Annotated in this window: 18 protein-coding genes; 10 read left to right on the top strand and 8 right to left on the bottom strand. The window is 27.6% G+C overall.

The window, feature by feature from the left end; genetic code table 11:
- Window positions 1-87 precede the first annotated feature (87 nt).
- The 6 genes from FDK22_RS00420 to FDK22_RS00395 all read left to right on the top strand — a co-directional run bounded on the left by FDK22_RS00420 (window position 88) and on the right by FDK22_RS00395 (window position 4480).
- Window positions 88-480, top strand: coding sequence for a TerB family tellurite resistance protein (locus FDK22_RS00420; RefSeq protein WP_228711603.1), 393 nt, complete (start codon window positions 88-90; stop codon window positions 478-480).
- Window positions 481-543: 63 nt separating this feature from the next.
- The gene (locus FDK22_RS00415; protein WP_138150799.1) at window positions 544-747 is read left to right on the top strand and encodes a cell division protein ZapB; all 204 of its coding nucleotides are present in this window, start codon (window positions 544-546) and stop codon (window positions 745-747) included.
- Window positions 737-946, top strand: a complete 210-nt coding sequence (locus FDK22_RS00410; protein ID WP_138150798.1) for a hypothetical protein — start codon at window positions 737-739, stop codon at window positions 944-946. Before FDK22_RS00415 ends, FDK22_RS00410 begins: the two co-directional genes overlap by 11 nt.
- 2 nt (window positions 947-948) lie before the next feature.
- A complete protein-coding gene (locus FDK22_RS00405) occupies window positions 949-1380 on the top strand; it encodes a prepilin-type N-terminal cleavage/methylation domain-containing protein (RefSeq protein ID WP_138150797.1) in 432 nt (143 codons plus the stop codon).
- Window positions 1377-3224 (top strand): primosomal protein N', encoded by a 1848-nt coding sequence (locus FDK22_RS00400; protein WP_138150796.1) that lies wholly within the window; start codon window positions 1377-1379, stop codon window positions 3222-3224. Before FDK22_RS00405 ends, FDK22_RS00400 begins: the two co-directional genes overlap by 4 nt.
- Before the next feature lie 68 nt (window positions 3225-3292).
- Window positions 3293-4480 (top strand): tetrahydrodipicolinate N-succinyltransferase N-terminal domain-containing protein, encoded by a 1188-nt coding sequence (locus FDK22_RS00395; protein WP_138150795.1) that lies wholly within the window; start codon window positions 3293-3295, stop codon window positions 4478-4480.
- A gap of 70 nt (window positions 4481-4550) precedes the next feature.
- On the opposite strand, the gene FDK22_RS00390 is transcribed toward FDK22_RS00395, so the two are convergent.
- From FDK22_RS00390 to FDK22_RS00360, 7 genes are all read right to left on the bottom strand, one after another.
- Complete coding sequence (locus FDK22_RS00390; RefSeq protein WP_138150794.1) at window positions 4551-6398, bottom strand: GGDEF domain-containing protein; 1848 nt, start codon at window positions 6396-6398, stop codon at window positions 4551-4553.
- 88 nt (window positions 6399-6486) lie between these two features.
- Window positions 6487-7785 carry a murein hydrolase activator EnvC family protein gene (locus FDK22_RS00385; RefSeq protein WP_138150793.1) on the bottom strand — a complete coding sequence of 433 codons (1299 nt, stop codon included), beginning with the start codon at window positions 7783-7785 and terminating at the stop codon, window positions 6487-6489.
- Window positions 7778-8596, bottom strand: coding sequence for a cell division protein FtsX (locus FDK22_RS00380; protein ID WP_138150792.1), 819 nt, complete (start codon window positions 8594-8596; stop codon window positions 7778-7780). The genes FDK22_RS00385 and FDK22_RS00380 overlap by 8 nt, the downstream gene beginning before the upstream one ends.
- Window positions 8583-9245: a cell division ATP-binding protein FtsE gene (locus FDK22_RS00375; RefSeq protein WP_138150791.1), complete on the bottom strand. Its 663-nt coding sequence runs from the start codon at window positions 9243-9245 to the stop codon at window positions 8583-8585. Before FDK22_RS00375 ends, FDK22_RS00380 begins: the two co-directional genes overlap by 14 nt.
- Window positions 9238-10434 carry a tRNA (guanosine(46)-N7)-methyltransferase TrmB gene (gene trmB / locus FDK22_RS00370; protein ID WP_138150790.1) on the bottom strand — a complete coding sequence of 399 codons (1197 nt, stop codon included), beginning with the start codon at window positions 10432-10434 and terminating at the stop codon, window positions 9238-9240. The genes FDK22_RS00375 and trmB overlap by 8 nt, the downstream gene beginning before the upstream one ends.
- 3 nt (window positions 10435-10437) lie before the next feature.
- Window positions 10438-11715, bottom strand: coding sequence for a fibronectin type III domain-containing protein (locus FDK22_RS00365; RefSeq protein ID WP_228711602.1), 1278 nt, complete (start codon window positions 11713-11715; stop codon window positions 10438-10440).
- The gene (locus tag FDK22_RS00360) at window positions 11663-12649 is read right to left on the bottom strand and encodes an RluA family pseudouridine synthase (RefSeq protein ID WP_138150789.1); all 987 of its coding nucleotides are present in this window, start codon (window positions 12647-12649) and stop codon (window positions 11663-11665) included. The genes FDK22_RS00365 and FDK22_RS00360 overlap by 53 nt, the downstream gene beginning before the upstream one ends.
- A gap of 19 nt (window positions 12650-12668) precedes the next feature.
- Between FDK22_RS00360 and FDK22_RS00355 the strand changes: the two genes are divergently transcribed.
- Window positions 12669-13778 carry an FtsW/RodA/SpoVE family cell cycle protein gene (locus tag FDK22_RS00355; protein ID WP_138150788.1) on the top strand — a complete coding sequence of 370 codons (1110 nt, stop codon included), beginning with the start codon at window positions 12669-12671 and terminating at the stop codon, window positions 13776-13778.
- A 26-nt stretch (window positions 13779-13804) separates the two neighbouring features.
- Here FDK22_RS00355 and FDK22_RS00350 read toward each other — a convergent pair whose 3' ends face one another.
- Entirely contained in the window at window positions 13805-15076 is a 1272-nt protein-coding gene (locus FDK22_RS00350) for a coproporphyrinogen III oxidase family protein (protein ID WP_138150787.1), read from the bottom strand.
- A gap of 171 nt (window positions 15077-15247) precedes the next feature.
- On the opposite strand from FDK22_RS00350, the gene phsA reads away from it, so the two are divergent.
- From phsA to nrfD, 3 genes are read left to right on the top strand one after another with little or no spacing between them, the layout of a single operon-like run.
- Window positions 15248-17542 (top strand): thiosulfate reductase PhsA, encoded by a 2295-nt coding sequence (gene phsA, locus FDK22_RS00345; RefSeq protein WP_138150786.1) that lies wholly within the window; start codon window positions 15248-15250, stop codon window positions 17540-17542.
- 10 nt (window positions 17543-17552) lie between these two features.
- Window positions 17553-18122, top strand: coding sequence for a 4Fe-4S dicluster domain-containing protein (locus FDK22_RS00340; RefSeq protein WP_138150785.1), 570 nt, complete (start codon window positions 17553-17555; stop codon window positions 18120-18122).
- Window positions 18115-19104, top strand: coding sequence for an NrfD/PsrC family molybdoenzyme membrane anchor subunit (nrfD, locus tag FDK22_RS00335; protein WP_138150784.1), 990 nt, complete (start codon window positions 18115-18117; stop codon window positions 19102-19104). The genes FDK22_RS00340 and nrfD overlap by 8 nt, the downstream gene beginning before the upstream one ends.
- Window positions 19105-19137 lie beyond the last annotated feature (33 nt).

Below are 19137 nucleotides of genomic sequence, written 5' to 3'. Positions count from 1 at the left end.
TAATTAGTTATTCATAAACGATTAACTTTTTTTCATTATAATTACACAATTAGATACAAACAATTATTTAGGATATAAATGCTTTTAATGAAATTAAAACCCAAAGAAAAATTTGCATTCTTACAGCTTGCTCACTATTTAGCAAGAATTGATAATGACTATGGAGAAAAAGAAGAAGAGATAATCTTAGAATACTGTGCAGAAATGGGAATTGAAAACGACGATGACTTCGAAATTGAAGATTTCTCATTAGCGGACACATTAGAAACTTTTAAAACAAAAAAAAGCAAAAAAATTGTCGTAATGGAATTAATGATTTTAATTCATGCAGATGATAAATTTGATTTACAGGAAAAAGCATTAATTTCACAAATAAATGATACCTTTCAACTATCAGGTGAAAATTTAGAATTTTGCTCATCATGGGGAAAAGGTGTTGCAGCCTTGTATGCTCAAGGTAAACTTTTTATTCATGGATAGTTAATTATTATAATTTTTATATTTAAATAATTTTACTAGGATAAATTAGATAGAATATCTACTATGGAAATCATCGAAAAATTAAATTTAAAAATTGATAAGTTAGTACATGAATATGAACTCTTAAAAAGAGAGAATAATATGTTGCGTCAAGATTTAGAAGATTTAAAAAATAAAAACGATGAATTAGAAAGAAATAATCAAGATATGCTTTTAAGAATTGACAGTACATTAACTTTTGTTGAGGCTAAACACATTGCAAAATAAACTTACTTTTCACATTAATAATATGGCTTATACAATTGTTGTAGATGAAAAAATAGAAAGAGAGATAAGAAAATATCTTGAACCTGATAAAAACTCAGATACACGAGAGTTGTTAGCTGCGTATATCAGGCTTGCTCAAGAGTATACAATTTTCAAAGAAGAATTAGAGCAAATTTCAGAAAAAATACCAAAACTTTAATTATGAAAAAAGCTTTTTCTTTTCTTGAAATAATTATAGTAATTCTAATAATTTCTATAATATCAACATTTTTAATTATAAAAACATCATCAAGTCTTGACTTTGTTAATAAAACTAATATTAATGCAGATATTGCACAAATTAGAAGTTCTATATCAAAAGAAAATTCAAAAAATGTACTTTTAAATGATACTTCTATTTTAAAGCTAGATGATGCAAATATTGAAGAGGAAAAAAGTTTATTGTTTTCAAATATTTTAGATAAACCGTTAATTTCAACAAATAGTTTAAAAAAAGAGATTGGAAAATGGATTAAAACCTCTTCAAATAAATATAAAATTTATATTACAAACGAAGAGTATTTAGAATTTGAATTTACAAATAATAGTTTTAACTGTATAAGTAGTATTGAATTATGTAAGGATTTTGAGTGAATTATTATGAAGTAAGTTTTTTAAAATCACCATTAAATCCTTTAACCTATGAAAGTTTAGAAGAGATTAAAATAGGAACAAAGGTTTTAGTTCCTTTAGGTAATAGAAAAAAACAAACTCCTGCAGTTGTAATAAAAAAAGTTCCTAAACCAGAATTTAAATGTGTAGAGATTTTGGAAATTTTACCTTTTTATTATGATGAGAAAATGTTTGAAATCGCAAAATTTATCTCCCAATATTATGTATGTTCATTTGGTGAAGCTTTGAGTGTGTATGTTCCTTTTGATGAAAAAATACAAGAGGAAGAAAACAAAATTGAATTTGATTCTAAAATTTGCTTATCTAAAGAACAAGAAAAAGCTTATAATTTTTGCCAAGAAAAAAAACAAGCCTTACTTTTTGCAAATACAGGAAGTGGAAAAACAGAAATCTATATTAAAACTATTGAAAAAGTTTTAAATGAAAATGGTAATGCAATTTTATTGATGCCTGAAATCTCTTTAAGTCCACAAATGCAAAAGCGTTTAGAAAAAGTATTTGGAGACAGTGTTGCTATTTGGCATTCTAAAATCACAAAAAAGAAAAAAGAAAAAATCCTTGAGGGGATTTATAAAGGGGAAATAAAATTAGTTGCAGGTGCTAGATCAGCTTTATTTTTACCCTTTAAAAATCTAAAATTAATAGTAGTAGATGAGGAACATGATGAATCATATAAAAGTGATTCAAAACCAAGATATAATGCAAAAGATTTATCTTTGTATATTGCAAAAAAATTTGATATTAATCTTATTTTAGGAAGTGCAACAGCTTCAATCTCTTCTTTTTATAAATTGCCTTTTTATAGATTAAAAGAAACATTTTTTGAAACAAAAAAACAATTGACATTTGATGATTCTTCAACGGAATTATCAAATTTAATTTTAAATAAAATTGCAAATGTTCTAGAAAACAAAAATCAAGTTATTGTTTTTTTGCCAACAAGGGCGAATTTTAAATATCAAATTTGTACTTCATGTGGAAAATCTGTTGAATGTCCATATTGTTCAGTTTCAATGAGCTTACATAAAAATGATTTGGCTTTAAAATGTCATTATTGTGGATATGCACAAAAGATTCCAGAACAATGTCCATCTTGCAATAATGGAATTATTCATAATATAAGAGTTGGTACAGCAGAGGTTGAAGAGAGATTAAAAGAGTTCTTCCCTGAAAAAATCATAAAAAGATTTGATAGAGATGAAATAAAAACAGATACTAAACTAAAAAAAGTTTTAAATGATTTTAATGCAAATAAAATTGATATCTTAGTTGGTACACAAATGCTTTCAAAAGGGCATGATTATCATAATGTAAAACTTGCAGTTGTTCTTGGAATTGATTCTGTTTTAAATATGAGTTCCTATAAAGCAAGGGAAAGAGCCTTATCCTTACTTATTCAAATATCAGGAAGAAGTGGTAGAAAAGGTGAGGGTGAAGTGATAATTCAAACCCAAAATCAAGATTTACTTAGTTATTACTTGCAAGAGTGTGATTATGAAGATTTTTTAAACCAAGAATTAGAATTTAGAGAGGGGCTTTATCCCCCTTTTATTAAAATGGCTAAGGTTATCTTTGCCCATGAAAATGGTTTAAAGGTAAAAGATGAATTAGATAAATATGTAAAAATTTTAAAAGAGTATGATGATATAGAGGTTGTTGGATTTGGACAAAGCCCAATTTTCAAAATGGCAAATAAATATCGATATGAAATAATACTTCGTTCATCAACTGCTAAGGCACTTTTAATCGCTCTTCACTCAATTAATTCAACAATGGCATCAATAGATATGGATAGCTCTTTTTAAGTTTATTAACTTAGCTTTTTGTGAAATTTGAGTATAATCCACAAAAAATTTTAAAAGGATAACTAGGCATGGCATTTACAAAAGATGATTTTAAAAGCAAAATAGAAGAGATTCAATCTCAATCTTGGTATAAAAACCCAATTGGTTTTGGTATTGCAAGAGTTGATAGAGGACAATTAAATCCTGAAAAAGTTTTACAAGCAACATATCCAGTAATGAACTGGGAAGAAAACTATGGTTCAGCTGCAGTATTTCTTAATGCATTAAAAGAAGCAGGTGTTGAAGTTGATACATCAAAGTCTGAATTAGTAGCAACTGTTAGTGATGTATTTTTAACTTCTTGTATTGAGGTATTTAGACCTTATATCCCTGAAGCAAAAGGTGCTGAACATAAAAATGTTCAAGTTATTTCTCAATTAGCATCTTTACCAATTGATTCTGGGTTTACTGCTGAAGATTATAAAGTTGTATTTATTTTTGAAGATGAAGCTCCACAAAGTGCTGAAACAGTATATTTAAAACTTTATGCTTTATCAACAGGAAAAGCTAAATTAAGAGGATTAAATCTTAATGGTGCATTTGGACAATTAGAAAATTGTGCATGGGTTGGTAATCAGCCAATTGAATTAGATTGGTTAAGAGAAAATGAGATTGCATTAAAACTTTCTGGAAAATATCCATCAATCACTAAAGTTGATAAATTTCCACAATTCTTAGATCACGTAATCCCTGCAGATAATACAAGAATCTTAGATACTAACAAAGTTAGAATGGGTGCTCAATTAGCTGCTGGAACTACAGTTATGCCTGGTGCTGCTTATATTAACTTCAATGCAGGAACTGAAGGTGCAGTTATGGTTGAGGGTAGAATCTCTTCATCTGCTAAAGTTGGAAAAGGTTCAGATGTTGGTGGTGGAGCTTCAATTCTTGGAGTTTTATCTGGAACTGATGGTGTTCCTGTAACTATTGGAGATAACACTTTATTAGGTGCTAACTCTTGTACTGGTACAAGTATTGCTGATGGTTGTATCTTAGATGCTGGTGTTACAATTTTACCAGGGACTAAAATTACACTTTCTGAAAAAGCTGTTGCAGCATTAAAAGAGATTAATCCAGACAAAGAGATTAAAGAGCTTATGAGAGGTATGGATTTCCAAGGTGTAAATGGAGTTCACTTTAGACAAAACTCAGTAACAGGTCAAATTATTGCTATGAGAAGTACTAGAGAAGTTAAATTAAACGAAGATTTACACTAATCATAGTTTAATACAATAAAAAAGGGGTAGCTATTTTAGCTACCCCTTTTTTTTATTTGATATTTATTTTTTAAAATAAGTCAACACTACTAACTTGTTCTTCTTTAAATCTTACAACTTTATCTCTACCACTACTTTTTGCTTCATATAATGCAATATCTGCATTTTTAAGAACTGAATCAAAGTTTTTACCATCTTGCGGGAACATAGATAAACCTATACTAATAGTTTTTTTAAGTTTTGCCCCTGCATAAACATCAATCTCATTTTCCCTAACTTTTTTACCAATATTATTTGCAATTTTTAGGGCACTTTCAGCATCTTTAACACCAACAAGTAATACTATAAATTCTTCTCCTCCATATCTTATTACAAGATCAGATTCTCTTACAGACTCTTCTAAAATAGATCCAAGTTCTTTTAATACTTTATCTCCAATATCGTGACCATATTCATCATTAACAGCTTTAAAGTGGTCCATATCTAACATTAGTACACCAATGTTTAAGCTTTCTCTTTTTACTTGAGGAATTAGCTTTTTAGAATGTTCATCTAGAAATTTTCTATTATAAAGACCAGTAAGCCCATCTCTAAATGCTGAATTTTTCAATGCATTCATTAATAGATTAACTTCAAGAGAAGGTGTAGCCTCTTTCAAATAATTTTTAATAAATACTGTTTTTTGTTTTAATTGCTCAAACTCTTCTTCTGTATCTACAACACAGTGTACTATTAGATATAGACTTTTTACAATATTTATATTAAAACAATAATAGTATTTGTCTTTTTCATCAAAATATTGACAACTATTATGTAAATCAATCGAATGTACATCACTTTTTGTTCTAGCACTTCTACATAGTTCTGGAGATTCACAAAGGGTTTTATAACAATAAAATGATTCACCTTTTTCAATAACTTTTGTAATTTTATTATTTAACATATCTATTTCAGAAAATGTAAAATTTCTTAATTCAAACTCATTTTCCATAACATCTGCAAGTCTTTTATAAATCTCTTCTTTAGAACTATCTTGTTCAACCTCTTTTTTAAATTGATACAAGTTTGAAAGTTTTTTGATAATTTCCCTTGATTCACTTAAAGGGTTTCTATTTGTTAAAAATTCAGTTCTATAACCAATAAATCCTTGTAGTTTTTTATCAATCTCTTCTGTTGTATCTTTAAAGGTTATCATTAGATTATTGTAATCATTGGTTAAGTTTCTAATATCTTCTGATAATCCAAATGGAGGTTCAATTTTTTTAAAGTTACCATTTAAAGCATAATTAAGGTTGTCTTTAAATAGAGTTAATAAAAAAGTATATGGACTAAGCACTTTTTTACTAATAAATGTAAATATTAGAACTGTTAACATAACAACAAAAAGAGTTAGATATAAAGATTCAATACCAATTTCTTTAATAGAACTAATATCTAATTCCATAGAAACAGCACCTAGAGTTTCACCTTGAGAAACATTATGACACTTAAGACAATCAATCCCTTTATCTGGTTGTGCAATATAAGGAATAGATATTCTAATTTTTGAAGTTGTTAAACCTTCATCAACCTCATATTTTATTTCACCAGTTCTTAAAACCTCTTCATCAATTTTATCTCTTGGGATATTAAAAGAGGTAGTATTAAATTGTTGATTGATTTTTTCACTTCTTACAAGCCATAGCTTCTCAATATTTCTAATATTAGAAACAGATCTAATAAATGTATCTACATCATCCATATTGTTATTTACCATATGAGAAGTCAATCCACTTTTTACAACTTCAGAAATAGAATTTGCATTATGAATAGCAGATTTTATTCCAACATTTCGTAAATTGTATAAACTGTAAAAGGTTATAAAAATTGATAAAATAATTATTATTAAAACAGAAAGAATTAGTAATTTTTTCTTCATTTAGTCATCCCGGTGAGTATTAAATAATAAAAAATTTATTATTTTTGGATATATTATCATAATAATCTTATTATTTCAAAGTCAAAAACTATATTTTGAATAGATCTTTTGGATTAATATGCATTTCATTTTTTGTTGCTTGAAAAGTTAGTGTATCATTTACTCTTCCAACTACATAACCTTTTTTTATCCATCTTCCAACTTTTAAAGAGGGAGAGATTTTATCAAGGTGTGAATAAACTGTATGAAGCCCATTTTGATGGGCAATAATTACAACATTTTCAAGCATTCCTGCATCTTTTTTTGCATAAACAATCTTTCCATTAAATATAGCTTTTACTTTTGCTTGTGGACTTTTAGATTTTAATACTATTGATTCATTAAAAAGTTCAATTTTATATACAGGATCAAAATATGTACCAAAGTTCTTAATTACATCAAATGAATCAAGGGGTGCAATAGTTTTTCTTCCTTTATACTTTGATATTTTAATACCTGAAGTTGATGAGCCAATCATTCTTACATCAATATCAATATTATTGGCATATTGCTCATTTCTAGTATCATCTATATTGAAGTTTTCTTGCTTAGCTTTTGATGATTGTTTATTCTTTTTACTAGCAGCTAATTTTTTTGCCCTTGCAATTCTTTCTTCTTTTTGTTTTTCTAATTCCTCTTTTTTAAGGATGTTTAATTTTCCAAGTAATGTTTTTAATGATTCTTGTTTTTGTAGAGTCTTTTTTAACTCTTCTTGATAAATTTTATGTTTCTTTTCTAAAGATACTAAAGATTTAGAGTGTTTTATTTTTAGTTGATTTAACTCTTTTTTTCTTTTTTTTCTATCTTCTATATAAGAAGCAATTTTTTTGATTCTATTTTGATTTTCTTTTTTATTTTGGGTAATTAAGTCATAAGAATTATTAAGCTTTAAAATTTCATCTTTTGAACTTTGAGATAAAATAGTATATATTTCTGAATCAATCAATTCTTCTAAAGAGCTTTCATCTGCAAGCTTCAATGCAATAGCAGAAGAGAATTCATCTATTATAACTTTTACTATTTGCCTTTCATTTTCTTTTTTCTCTTTTATTAATGTTTTAGAGTTTTTTTGTAAGCTTGTAAGTTGACTTTTTGCATCTTCTAATTGTTCTTCATGTTTTTTTATATCATCATTTACTATATTTATATCTTTTTCAAGATCAGTTAATTCTTTATTTTGTTTTGAAATTTGTTTAGCCAAGACTTTAATTAAAAAGTCTGTTTTCATTTGAGTTGTTTTACTTTTCTCAAGTATTTTTTTATTACTAGTAATTTTTTTATCGATGTTTTTTGTTGAAGAATCTAAAAAACTGAATAATATTATTGAAAAAAATAAAAGTCTAATCATATTTCATTTTGTATTTTAAAAGTACACCTATTATTGTTAATATTGAAATTCCAAAAGATAGTAAGAATATTTTAATAAGTGAATTATTTATTGTAAGTGTAACAATAACAATATCTTCTAAATCTTTTGGTAATAATACACCAATGTCTCCAACTAAATATATAAAAATTCCTGAAACAATTAAAAATGATAACAAAGAACTCATAATTGCATATTTTAAAATTGTAGATGAACTATATAAAATAGAAGCACCATGAAGTTTCAAAATAGTGATTTTTTCATGATGTTCATGAAACCAGATTCTAATTTGTTTAGAAATCATAATTATTGCAAAAATCAAAATTATTGAAAATAAAATTAAACTAATTTGATTTAAAAGCAATAATAATAGATATACACTATTATGGTTTTTTGAAAACATCTCAACTTTTCTAATATTTTTGTTTTGATATAGTTGATTTTTTATAATTTCTAATTGACTAGTTGTTGGAAAAACTTCAAGTTTAATTTTATAAAAATGGGGTAGTTTTTGTTTTAATAAATCAATAGAAGATTTTGATAAACTCGATTTTATATTATTTATAATCTTATTGTTTTCAAGGGTAATGATTTTTTCAACTCTTATATCACTAAGTTTAGTTATCTCTTCTTTTATTAAAGGTGTGTTTGTAATTACAACAATTGAATAATCATTAGCAATAGTTTTTTTATAATTATCCAAAATATTAGAAGAAAAAAGATAAATTATAAAAGAGATTAACATTGCTGTTAACGGAATAACAAAAGCGAAAGTGTTTTTAAGAAACTTCATATATTATTCCATCCTCAATAGATAACTGTCTAAATCTAATACCAAAGTTTTTAGGAACTCTATGGGTTACAACAACCACAGTAATTCCCAACTGTTCATTTGCACCTTTTAATAAATTCCAAACTACGTCAGCAGAATAATCATCTAGGTTTCCAGTTGGTTCATCTGCAATGATTATTTTTGGATTATGAGCTAAAGCTCTTGCAACTGCAACCCTTTGTTGCTCTCCTCCACTAAGTTCATTTGGATAATATCCTTCTCTATGACTTAATTTTACATGGGCAAGAAGTTTTTTTGCTTGTTCTTTTGAAATATCGTGTGAATAGCCATTGATTTTTAATGGAATCATAATATTTTCTTCTATAGTCCATTCTTTGATTAGTTTATAATCTTGGAAGATAATTCCAATATCTTTTCTCAATCTTCTAAGAGCTTTTCCTTTAATCCCAAAAACCTCTTGACCTGCAATATTTAAATTACCATGCTTTAATGGAATTTCACCATAAAAAGATTTTAATAGAGTAGATTTCCCGCTACCACTTGTTCCCCCAATGAATATAAACTCTCTTTCTCTAATAGAAAAATTACCTTTTTTTATAATGTATTTATTCTCATCATATGAAAGATAGATATTCTTGGCATTAATCATTTTTTAACATCTCTTTTAATTGATTATGTGCTTTTATATTTGCACTTGTAGGTAAAGGAAGGTCTTGAAAATATCTTGCTTTTTTATTTTCAATTAAAATATATTTATTTAAAGGTCTATCAAAACTTCCAAAGGTTACTTGAATTAAACCTGAGTTTTCCCCTTTTATTGTAAAGATATCTTCAATATGGATAAAGTAGTCATCTTTTACAACAGCTTTTGTACTAATATTATTTATAATTTCATCAAATTCAATCTCTTTATCAAATGTGAAATCATAATTGAAGTTAATTTCTTTATCCTCTTGAGAGCATTTTAATACTACATCATAAATATGTTTACCTTGTTTTTTCCATCTATCTTCGTATTTACTTGAAACTGCCAAGTCTTTATTTATATCAATAGTTATCTGTCCAGATGGTAAATTTGTTAAAAGGTCAACACAATAATCAAAATATTTTCTACTATCAGTTCTAAGTTCTAAAGTTCCCTCTTTTTTTAATACCCTTAAAGCTTCATTGATAAAAGCATTTGAATATATTCTTCTATGGGGTTTTTTATCCCAAGGAACAGGGAAATGAACAAATATTTTTCCAACTTTATTTGATTTTATAAATTCCATAAATAATCTTGCATCATAATTGACTACTAAAATATTTTCAATTCCTTGAATTTCAACTTGTTTTAGTAATTGTTCAATTGATGGAGTGTGTATTTCAAGACCAATATATTGAATTTTTGGATTCTCTTTTGCTTGGTGTAAAAGGTGCCTTCCACTACCAAATCCAATCTCTATGTTAATCTCTTTTTCTGTATCAAAATCATTTACAAAATAATCAATATCCTTTAGATATTTTTGTGTAGGTTTGATTTTTTGGTTTATACTTTGAGTATTTGAAAAAACTATATTTGCATCAACTTCTTTTACATAGGCATTTAAAGCATCTTTTACAAGTTGCACAGGAGTTACTCTAGTTACTTTATCAACTTTTAAAAGGTGATTTTCATCTTTTTGTTTTAATGTAAGTAAAAAATCTTTATTCTCTTTTTCTACACAAATTTTGTATTCTGTTTTTCTAGGTTTACTAGTAAAATTAAATGATTTTGCAATAAATTTAAAAGTAACATCTTCATTTTTTGAAGGTGTTACTAATTCTTTTTTAAAACTGTCAAATATAATGTGCGGCATCTATTACTTCAACTCTTGTAATTTAGGTAAAACTAATTCTGTTTTATCAGTAATCTCAGATAAAATACCATCTTTATCAACAGCTTGAATTGAGTAGCTATAAACTACACCTCTTACAATATCTTTATCTTCAAATCTTAAAGCATTGATGTTTTCAATTGTTTCTTTTTTTGTTTTAAAGAAATTTTCTTTGATACTTTTATGAATAACATAAGATACAGCTCTTCTATCACCAGGTTGCCAGTTTAAAATTGCTTTTTCACCTTGAATTTGTGCTAAAGTGATAACTGGTTTTGCTAATTTTCCTAAAGTTGAACCCATTACAGAATTGATATTTAAATCACTTTCTAATCCATCTTTGTCAACAGAACTTATTTTATAAAAATACGCTTTTCCATCTTCATTTACAAAATCTTGGAATTCTAAAGTATTTGTATCAACAGTTTTGATAACATCAAATCCACTTTCAGCATTTGAACTTCTATAAATATTGTATTTAATTACATCAGAAGATTGTGAAGGTTGCCAAGTTAATACAATTTTTCTTGGTAAATCTCTAGATGCTTGTAAACTTAAAATCCCCTCAGGTAATGGTTTTGTTTGTGCTTTTACAATTGTACTTGGTTGTGATTCTAATCCATCAAAACTTATAGCAGTAACTCTATAGTTATAAACTACATTATCATCTAAGTCTAAATCTATATATTCAGCTTGTAATCTTCCCTCAACAGTATCAAGTTTTTCCCATTCACTTGTTGCAGGCGAACTTCTTTCAATTTTATATGACTCAATTCTTTCATTTGAATGAGGTCTCCAAATAATTTTAATTTGTCTTGGTAGATTTGAAATTGCTTGAATAAAACTAACACCTTCCATTTTTGGTAAAGTTGATACGATATAATCATTTGTAGTTCTAGATTCAACTTCCCCTTTTGTAGCTGAAGAGATTTTGTAAACATATTTTGTATTTGGCGTTAAATCTTCATCAACATAATGTGTAGTATATCTGTTTTTAACAGTGTCAATTAATTTTAATTTTCCACCATCTTCTTGAAGATTAGCTCTATAAAAGTGATATCCAACAACTCTTGGATCATCAACTTTTCTCCACTCAAAGGCAATATTATTAATATCAGAGATAGTTCTAATAGAAGCAGAATCAACAACTTCTAAAGTTTCATCTATTTTTGGAAGATTTGGTTGAGATAGATTACCATTTGTACATCCACTAACTAGTAAAATCAAAGCAGTTAATGATGTTAGTTTCATTAATTTTGTCATATACACTCTCCATGTTAAAGTTTTTTTCTAAAAATTCTTGCATATCATTATTAAGCTTTGCAGTAAAACTCATTTGTTTATTTGTAATTGGGTGAATTAAATATAAATTATATGCATGTAAATAAAATCTATTTATTTTATTTAATTCGCCCTTAAATCCATATAAATTATCACCAAGTATATGCCTATTTATCGAAGCTAGATGCACTCTTATTTGATGAGTTCTTCCTGTGAAAAGTTTAGCAGCTATTAAGTCATATTTTTCATTATTTGATGTGGCTAACTTACAAAAAGCTGATTTTGCATTTTTCCCATTTTCTAAAATCGACATTTTAAGTCTATTTGTAGGATTTCTCCCGATAGGTTTTTCAACGATTAAATCTTCTTTTAGGGGTAAATCTATAATTGCAAGATAATATCTTCCCATGGTTTTATCTTCTAGTTGTTTTGCAAGTCCAACATGGGCTTCATTACTTTTAGCAACAACCATAACACCACTAGTTCCTTTATCTAGTCTATGAACAATTCCATGTCTTTCTTCACCTGAAATTGTTGAAAGGGATATTTTTTTTAGTTTAAGCCAATCAACTAAAGTTGCATCTTTCACACTTGGGGCATCGTGAATTGTGAGATTATAAGGTTTGTTTAAAACCAATATATGTTCATCTTCATAGATAATTCCAACCTCTTTATCTTTTAAAGATTCTTGTATAAACTCTTCATCTTTTACTGGATTTATTTGTGCTTCGGGGAAAAATACTTCTACTTCTTGATTCTCTTTTAATTTTATTCCTGGTTTACTTACAGTTTTTCCATCTACTTTTACATACTCTTTTTTTATTAGTTGTTCAAGTTGGTTTCTTGAAGCCTCAATATTAAGGCTTAGAAACTTATCTAACCTATTTGGCTCTTGGACAATAAAAATTTTATTCATATTTAGATACTCTTTCATTATGCGTTTATTTGACAAAAGAATTATATCTCATTTTGACTATTTATTAATAATATTCATTTTACCTTTGGTTTTGCTTTCTTATAATTTGATAAGCGAAACAAACACTGCTTTAGCGAATAAGCAGTTGATGTATTTTTCCATCTCATTAGTTGCTTTTTTTATAGTTTTTATTTTACCTATTAGACGCCATATTAGATTAATTCCTCTTTTATATTGGTTGGGGATTATACTTTTATTAGCTGTGGAATTTTTTGGAGAAACAAGGCTTGGTGCTAAAAGATGGCTTTCTTTACCAATTACAGGGATGACAATTCAACCAAGTGAACTTTTTAAACCTGTATTTATATTAATGATTGGATATTTAATTCAAAATAGAGAACCTGAAAAAGGTGGCTACAATTTTAAAGATTTTATCTATTTCTCTTTTTATATTCTTTTACCTTTTGTTTTGATAGCAAAAGAGCCAGATTTAGGGACAGCTTTAGTTTTACTTTTAGTTGGTTATGGGATATTATTTATTATTGGCGTAAATTGGAAAATATGGGCAGGTATTGTTATTACTATTGCATTAGCTTCCCCCTTGATATACTCAAATTTAATTAAAGATTATCAGAAAAAAAGGATAAAAGACTTTTTATCTGAAAAACCAAGTTACCAAGTTCAACAATCAATTATTGCTATTGGTAATGGAGGTGTTGTAGGTAAAGATACAGAAGAAGCAACACAAACTCAATTAAAGTTTTTACCAATTGCTACTAGTGACTTTATTTTTGCTTATTTTGTTGAAAGGTATGGTTTTTTAGGGGCTTTTGGACTTATCTTTGTTTATGGATTATTGATATTTCACCTATTATCTTTAAATTACTATTTCCATGATGATTATATTATTCGCGCCTTTGCCTCCGGATTGGGTTTTTTAATATTTTTTAATATGAGTGTAAATATTTTGATGGTTATAGGTTATGCACCTGTTGTAGGCCTACCTTTACCTATGTTTTCATATGGGGGAAGTTCTTTTATTAACTTTATTGTTTTATTTGCAATATTGGAAAATCTTCTAGCTTTTAGGTTTATGGATTCTTATCAATTTGAAAGAAGACTAAAATAGTTGAATTAAAAAATTAATTCAACTGTTTAGTTAAATAAATAGCTTTTGTTTCTAAATAAAGCTCTTACTTTATCCATTTGAGAGTAAAAGTTTGACATCATAACTGTAAGAATATATCTTCCTTTTTTTGTTAAATTAATAACATCATCTTCAATATAAATAATTCCAAAATTTTTAAGAATAAATAGTTCTTTTCCTAAAACTTTTTCTAAACTAATTTTAAATTTTTTGTTATAAGCTTTTATATCAAAAGTACCAGAAAATAGAGTGCATAAGATATAGTATTGAATTACATTTTTTTTACTAAATTCACTTTTTGCTAAAATCGTGTCTTTTTTTGTTTTTAATAACTCTTCATATTTTTCTAAGTCAAATGCATTAATAAATAATTTTCCCTCTAAATAAGAAAAAGCGCCACTTCCAAGTCCTATATATTCGTTGTGAGTTGAGATATATTCATCATTCATATTAACTTTATCCCTTGAAAATGACCACATGTTATTAGCATGATAATCTTTTAATTCTTCATTTATGATATTATAAAAATGTTCTTTATTATTGTTTGGCTCAAATCTATTTGTAAATTTTGAATTAAGGGTTGAACTCATTAGTGGATATGCAACTACTTGTTCAATTCCAAGTGATTTTGCTATTTTTATATCATCTCTTAACATTTTTTCTGTTTGATTTGGAAGATTAAATATCAAATCAATATTTGTCATAGGTAAGATTCCTTGTACAGCTTTGATTTTTTTTATTAATGACTTAACATCACCAAATTTGTCAAATCTTCCCAATTGTTTTAATAAGGTATCATTAAAACTTTGAACACCAATGGATAATCTTCTCACATAACCTTTTAATTTTTTTACAGTTTCAACTTCAATATGATTTGGATCTGTCTCACAAGATACATCATCTACATCAAAACATTTTTTTAAAAGTTTTAATGTTTTTAATAACTCTACATCGTTTATAAGTGGACTTCCTCCACCTATATAAATAGAGTCAATTTTTACATTATGGGATTTAAGTATTTTTATCTCTTCTCTTAAATTTTCAAAATATTTTGTAGAAGTTTTCATATTATGACTGTATTTGTGAAAAGTGCAAAATGGACAAAGATTGTCGCAAAATGGGATATGTAAATAAAGAAGATAAGAGATGTCGTTATTGATATGATTAAATTTAGAATCATTTTTTTGGGTTTTTATAATCTTAACGGACGACTCAAAAGTTTTATCAACTATATTATTTACAATGTTATTAAAAAGTATATTTTTCATATTGTTAATCATTTTTAATCCTTTCTAGAAGTTTATACCTATTTAGTAAATTTAATGTAAATGTAAAGGCAAAAATAGATTTATCTAAATTATATAAACTTAAAGTGAGATTTAATATGAGATTTACATTAAATTTACATACTAGTATTAAGATTTCATTATCAATATTTAAAAGGATCAAAAATGAGTAGTACATTTAATAGAAGAGATTTTCTAAAAGCTACTTCAGCAACTGCTGCTATTGCAGGTACCTCTTGCATGGCAGGTAAGTTAGGTTCTCTTGATAATCCAGTATTTTCAGGTGGAAACAAAACTGTTAACTCTTATTGCGAGATGTGTAGTAGTAGATGTCAAATAACAGCAAAAGTAGAAAATGGAAAAATAAAATTCATTCAAGGTAATAAACATTCGAAAGGGATGAAAACTTCAGTATGCGCAAGAGGCGCAGCAGGACACTCTCAACTTTATGATAAAGAAAGATTAGTAAAACCTTTAATTAGAGTAGGGCAAAGGGGTGAAAACAAATGGATGGAAGTAACTAATGAAGAAGCATTAGAATTTATTGCTAAAAAATTAGCAAAAATAAAAGAGGAATATGGTGCTAAATCAGTTATCTTTTCCGCAAAAACAGGGGATCACCATCATAATATGGCTACATTTGCAAGTGCTTATGGTAGTCCAAATATTTTCTCACATGTAAGTTCATGTCCAGTTTCTTATAAAATTGCTTTTCCCCATACATATGGAACAGGTTTGAAAAGAGACTTTTCTAATGCAGATTATATTTTAAATTTTGGGCATAACCTATTTGAAGGTATTGATGTAAGTAAAACAAAAAAATTAGCAAATGCTGCAAACTCTGATAAAACTAAACTTGTAGTATTAGACCCAAGGTTTTCAATTGTTGCAGCAAAAGCAGATGAGTGGCATGCTGTTAAACCTGGAACTGATCTTGCCTTTGTTTTATCTTTAATACATGTATGGTTAAGAGATGGAACTTATGACAAAGAATTTGTTGATAAATATACTATAGGTATTGAAAAAATTATTGAAAATACAAAAGATACAACTCCTATATGGCAAGAAAAAATCACAGGAATTAAATCTGAAGTTGCAGAAAGAGTTGCAAAAGAGATAGCTGCTGCAGCTCCTAGAGTTATTATTGATTGGGGACATAAAACTACAACAGGTCCAAGTGAATATCAAAGAACAAGAGCTATTTTAGTTGCAAATGCACTTATGGGTAACCTCGAAAAAGAGGGTGGTTTATATATGACAAAAAAAGCTAAAACTGTAAATAAACTAGCAAAAGTAGATATTGCACCTACCATTGGAAATCCTGATAAAGCAATTAAAATTCTAAAAGAACTAAGAATTGATAAAGCGGGTGAAAAAGGTGAGGAAAATGTTTTTGTTTCTAGAAAAAATGGTGTTTTAATGGATATTCCAAATGCAATTATGACAGGAATTCCATATGAGGTAAAAGCATGGGTATTAACAAGACATAATCCATTAATTACCGTTGCTGATTCAACAAAAATGAAAAGGGCTATGGAAAAACTTGATTTAATTGTTGTAAATGATGTTTATATGAGTGAAACTGCTATGTTAGCAGATGTTGTTATTCCAGAAGCAACTTATCTTGAAAGAGATGAAGGTATTATGGATAAATCATCAAAAGCTCCTGCGTATCAAATGAGAAATAAAATCGTTGACCCAATTAATAACACTTTATCAACTGCTGAAATATTTAGAAGTTTAGCAAATAAATTAAATGTTGATGGTTCATACAAATGGGATAATATGACTCAATATAGAGTTCAACAAGCAAAAGGTAATACTCAATTACTTGAAAAACTTGTAAAAGATGGTTATGTATCATTTGGAATTCCAAGTTTATTATATAGGGAAAAAGATTATGTAGATAAATTTGTTAACAAATATCCAAAAGCAGTAGAAAATGTTGATGAAGATGGATTAATGACAAGTATGATGAAGTTTAAAACTCCTAGTGGAAAAATTGAACTTTTTTCAGAGAAAGTTGAAAAAGAGTTCCCTGGGTATGGTGCTCCAGCAATAGATGATTTTGATGTTGCGAAGGGATTTCCATATATTATCACTTCAGGTAAAACAGCAATTCATACAAATGGGCATACACAAAATATTCCATATCTAAATAGTTTAATGAGTGATAACCCAGTTTGGATAAATCCTGTTACTGCAAAAAAAGAGGGTATTAAAACTGGAGATAAAATTTTTATTGAAAGTTATGTTGGAAAAGAAAAAGCTACAGCTTTTATTACAGAGGGGATTAGACCTGATACATTGTTTGTTTACATGGGATTTGGTAGAGAATCGGAAAAATTAACAAGAACCAATGGAATAGGAACTAGTCAAGGTAAATTATTGTCTTTACAAAAGGGACCAGTTTGTTCAACAATGATTACAAACATTGGTGCAAGAATAATTAAGGCGTAAGGGGTAAGCTATGAAAAAAAATTATAGAATGATACATGATGAGAATTTATGTATTGGATGTCAAGCATGTAGTGTAGCTTGTAGAAGTGAAAATAATGTACATGAAGATGTATTTAGACTTCAAGTAAGAATAAATACTGAAGGAACTTTCCCTAACCTTAAAATGGATATGAAAAGACAATCTTGTGCAATGTGTGAAGATGCACCTTGTGTTGATGTTTGTCCAACAGGGGCATCGTTCCAAACAAAAGATGGACTTGTCCAACTTGACCAAAATCTATGTGTTTCATGTAAATATTGTGTTGTTGCCTGTCCTTATGAAGCGAGATATGTTGACCCTGTTACAAAAAATATTGACAAATGTACATTTTGTTACTCAAATAGAGTTTCAAAAGGTCAAGACCCAGCATGTGTTACAGTGTGTCCAACTGATGCATTAACATTTGGGGATATCAATGATAAAGAATCAGATGTTTATAAAAAAGCTAATTCAAATATTTTAACATATCCAAAAGCGTATTTAGGTACTAAAACAAAATTAGCATTTGTTCCAAATAAAAGAGGAGTAAGTTATGAATAATATGTGGGGAAGTATGGCTCAATATGAAGTCATTAATTGGCCTTGGCCAATTGCAGTATATCTGTTTTTAGCAGGTATCAGTGCAGGTTCAATTATAGTTGCATTATTAGTAAAATGGAATAGACACGATCATGAATCTAAAAACCCTTCTATTTGGGATGCAATGGTAAAAGCAGGGGCAATAATCTCTCCTGTATCAATTATAATTGGTTTAGGATTATTGATATTAGATTTAGGTAAACCCTTATCATTTTATTGGTTGTTAATTAGTTATAATTTTACTTCTGTAATGACACTTGGTGTTATAGCATTGTTTTTATACACTCCTTTTGCACTAATCTTTACAGGTATAATTTTTGAAGATATAATTAAAAAATTGCCTATTTTAAAAATGTTTGCACCCGTAATAGCTTTTATCAAAAGATATACAGAATATGCTAAAAAAGCTGAATATTTCTTATTCTTTTTAGCTTTAGTTGTTGGAGCATATACAGGGTTTCTATTATCAGCAAATATGAGTATTCCAATGTGGAATTCTCCAATATTACCTGTATTATTCCTAGCATCTGGGATTTCAGCTGGAATTGCTGGGAATATTTTAGTAGGAATGTTGTTCTTTAAAAGTAGTGTTAACAAAGAGAGTATTAAATACCTTTTAATGTTAGATTTAAGAGTTATTATGGTTGAGATTCCACTTTTAATAATGTTATTTGTTGGAATGCTTTATACAGGTGGAGAATCAAAAGTTGCTGCAATTGATGCATTAAGTACTGGTGGATGGGCAGCTGTATTTTGGTTAGGTGTAATTTTACTAGGATTAATCTTGCCAGTAATCATTGCTTTTACAGCTTTAAAAAACCATGCTTATAAAGTTAAATTCATTATGATTAACTCTATTGTGGTTTTAGTTGGTGTAGCACTACTAAGATTCTATGTTGTTTATGCTGGACAGTTATTTACTGGTTCTTCTGGCATATCTTAAAATAAAATAAAAAAATTAATATAATTAGAAAGA

The sequence above is a fragment of the Arcobacter arenosus genome, assembly GCF_005771535.1.
GTDB classification, from domain to species: Bacteria; Campylobacterota; Campylobacteria; order Campylobacterales; family Arcobacteraceae; genus Halarcobacter; species Halarcobacter arenosus.
Note: the sequence above shows the minus strand (reverse complement) of the source record. Positions and strands in the feature narration are given on the sequence as shown.

Coding starts and splice junctions, on each gene's coding strand:
- FDK22_RS00375 (WP_138150791.1), bottom strand. CDS start 9,245: ATGATTAATGCCAAGAATATCTATCTTTCATATGATGAGAATAAATAC.
- FDK22_RS00380 (WP_138150792.1), bottom strand. CDS start 8,596: ATGAAGTTTCTTAAAAACACTTTCGCTTTTGTTATTCCGTTAACAGCA.
- FDK22_RS00355 (WP_138150788.1), top strand. CDS start 12,669: ATGCGTTTATTTGACAAAAGAATTATATCTCATTTTGACTATTTATTA.
- FDK22_RS00390 (WP_138150794.1), bottom strand. CDS start 6,398: ATGAAGAAAAAATTACTAATTCTTTCTGTTTTAATAATAATTATTTTA.
- FDK22_RS00365 (WP_228711602.1), bottom strand. CDS start 11,715: ATGACAAAATTAATGAAACTAACATCATTAACTGCTTTGATTTTACTA.
- FDK22_RS00395 (WP_138150795.1), top strand. CDS start 3,293: ATGGCATTTACAAAAGATGATTTTAAAAGCAAAATAGAAGAGATTCAA.
- FDK22_RS00405 (WP_138150797.1), top strand. CDS start 949: ATGAAAAAAGCTTTTTCTTTTCTTGAAATAATTATAGTAATTCTAATA.
- FDK22_RS00360 (WP_138150789.1), bottom strand. CDS start 12,649: ATGAATAAAATTTTTATTGTCCAAGAGCCAAATAGGTTAGATAAGTTT.
- FDK22_RS00350 (WP_138150787.1), bottom strand. CDS start 15,076: ATGATTAACAATATGAAAAATATACTTTTTAATAACATTGTAAATAAT.
- FDK22_RS00420 (WP_228711603.1), top strand. CDS start 88: ATGAAATTAAAACCCAAAGAAAAATTTGCATTCTTACAGCTTGCTCAC.
- FDK22_RS00340 (WP_138150785.1), top strand. CDS start 17,553: ATGAAAAAAAATTATAGAATGATACATGATGAGAATTTATGTATTGGA.
- nrfD (WP_138150784.1), top strand. CDS start 18,115: ATGAATAATATGTGGGGAAGTATGGCTCAATATGAAGTCATTAATTGG.
- FDK22_RS00415 (WP_138150799.1), top strand. CDS start 544: ATGGAAATCATCGAAAAATTAAATTTAAAAATTGATAAGTTAGTACAT.
- phsA (WP_138150786.1), top strand. CDS start 15,248: ATGAGTAGTACATTTAATAGAAGAGATTTTCTAAAAGCTACTTCAGCA.
- trmB (WP_138150790.1), bottom strand. CDS start 10,434: ATGCCGCACATTATATTTGACAGTTTTAAAAAAGAATTAGTAACACCT.
- FDK22_RS00385 (WP_138150793.1), bottom strand. CDS start 7,785: ATGATTAGACTTTTATTTTTTTCAATAATATTATTCAGTTTTTTAGAT.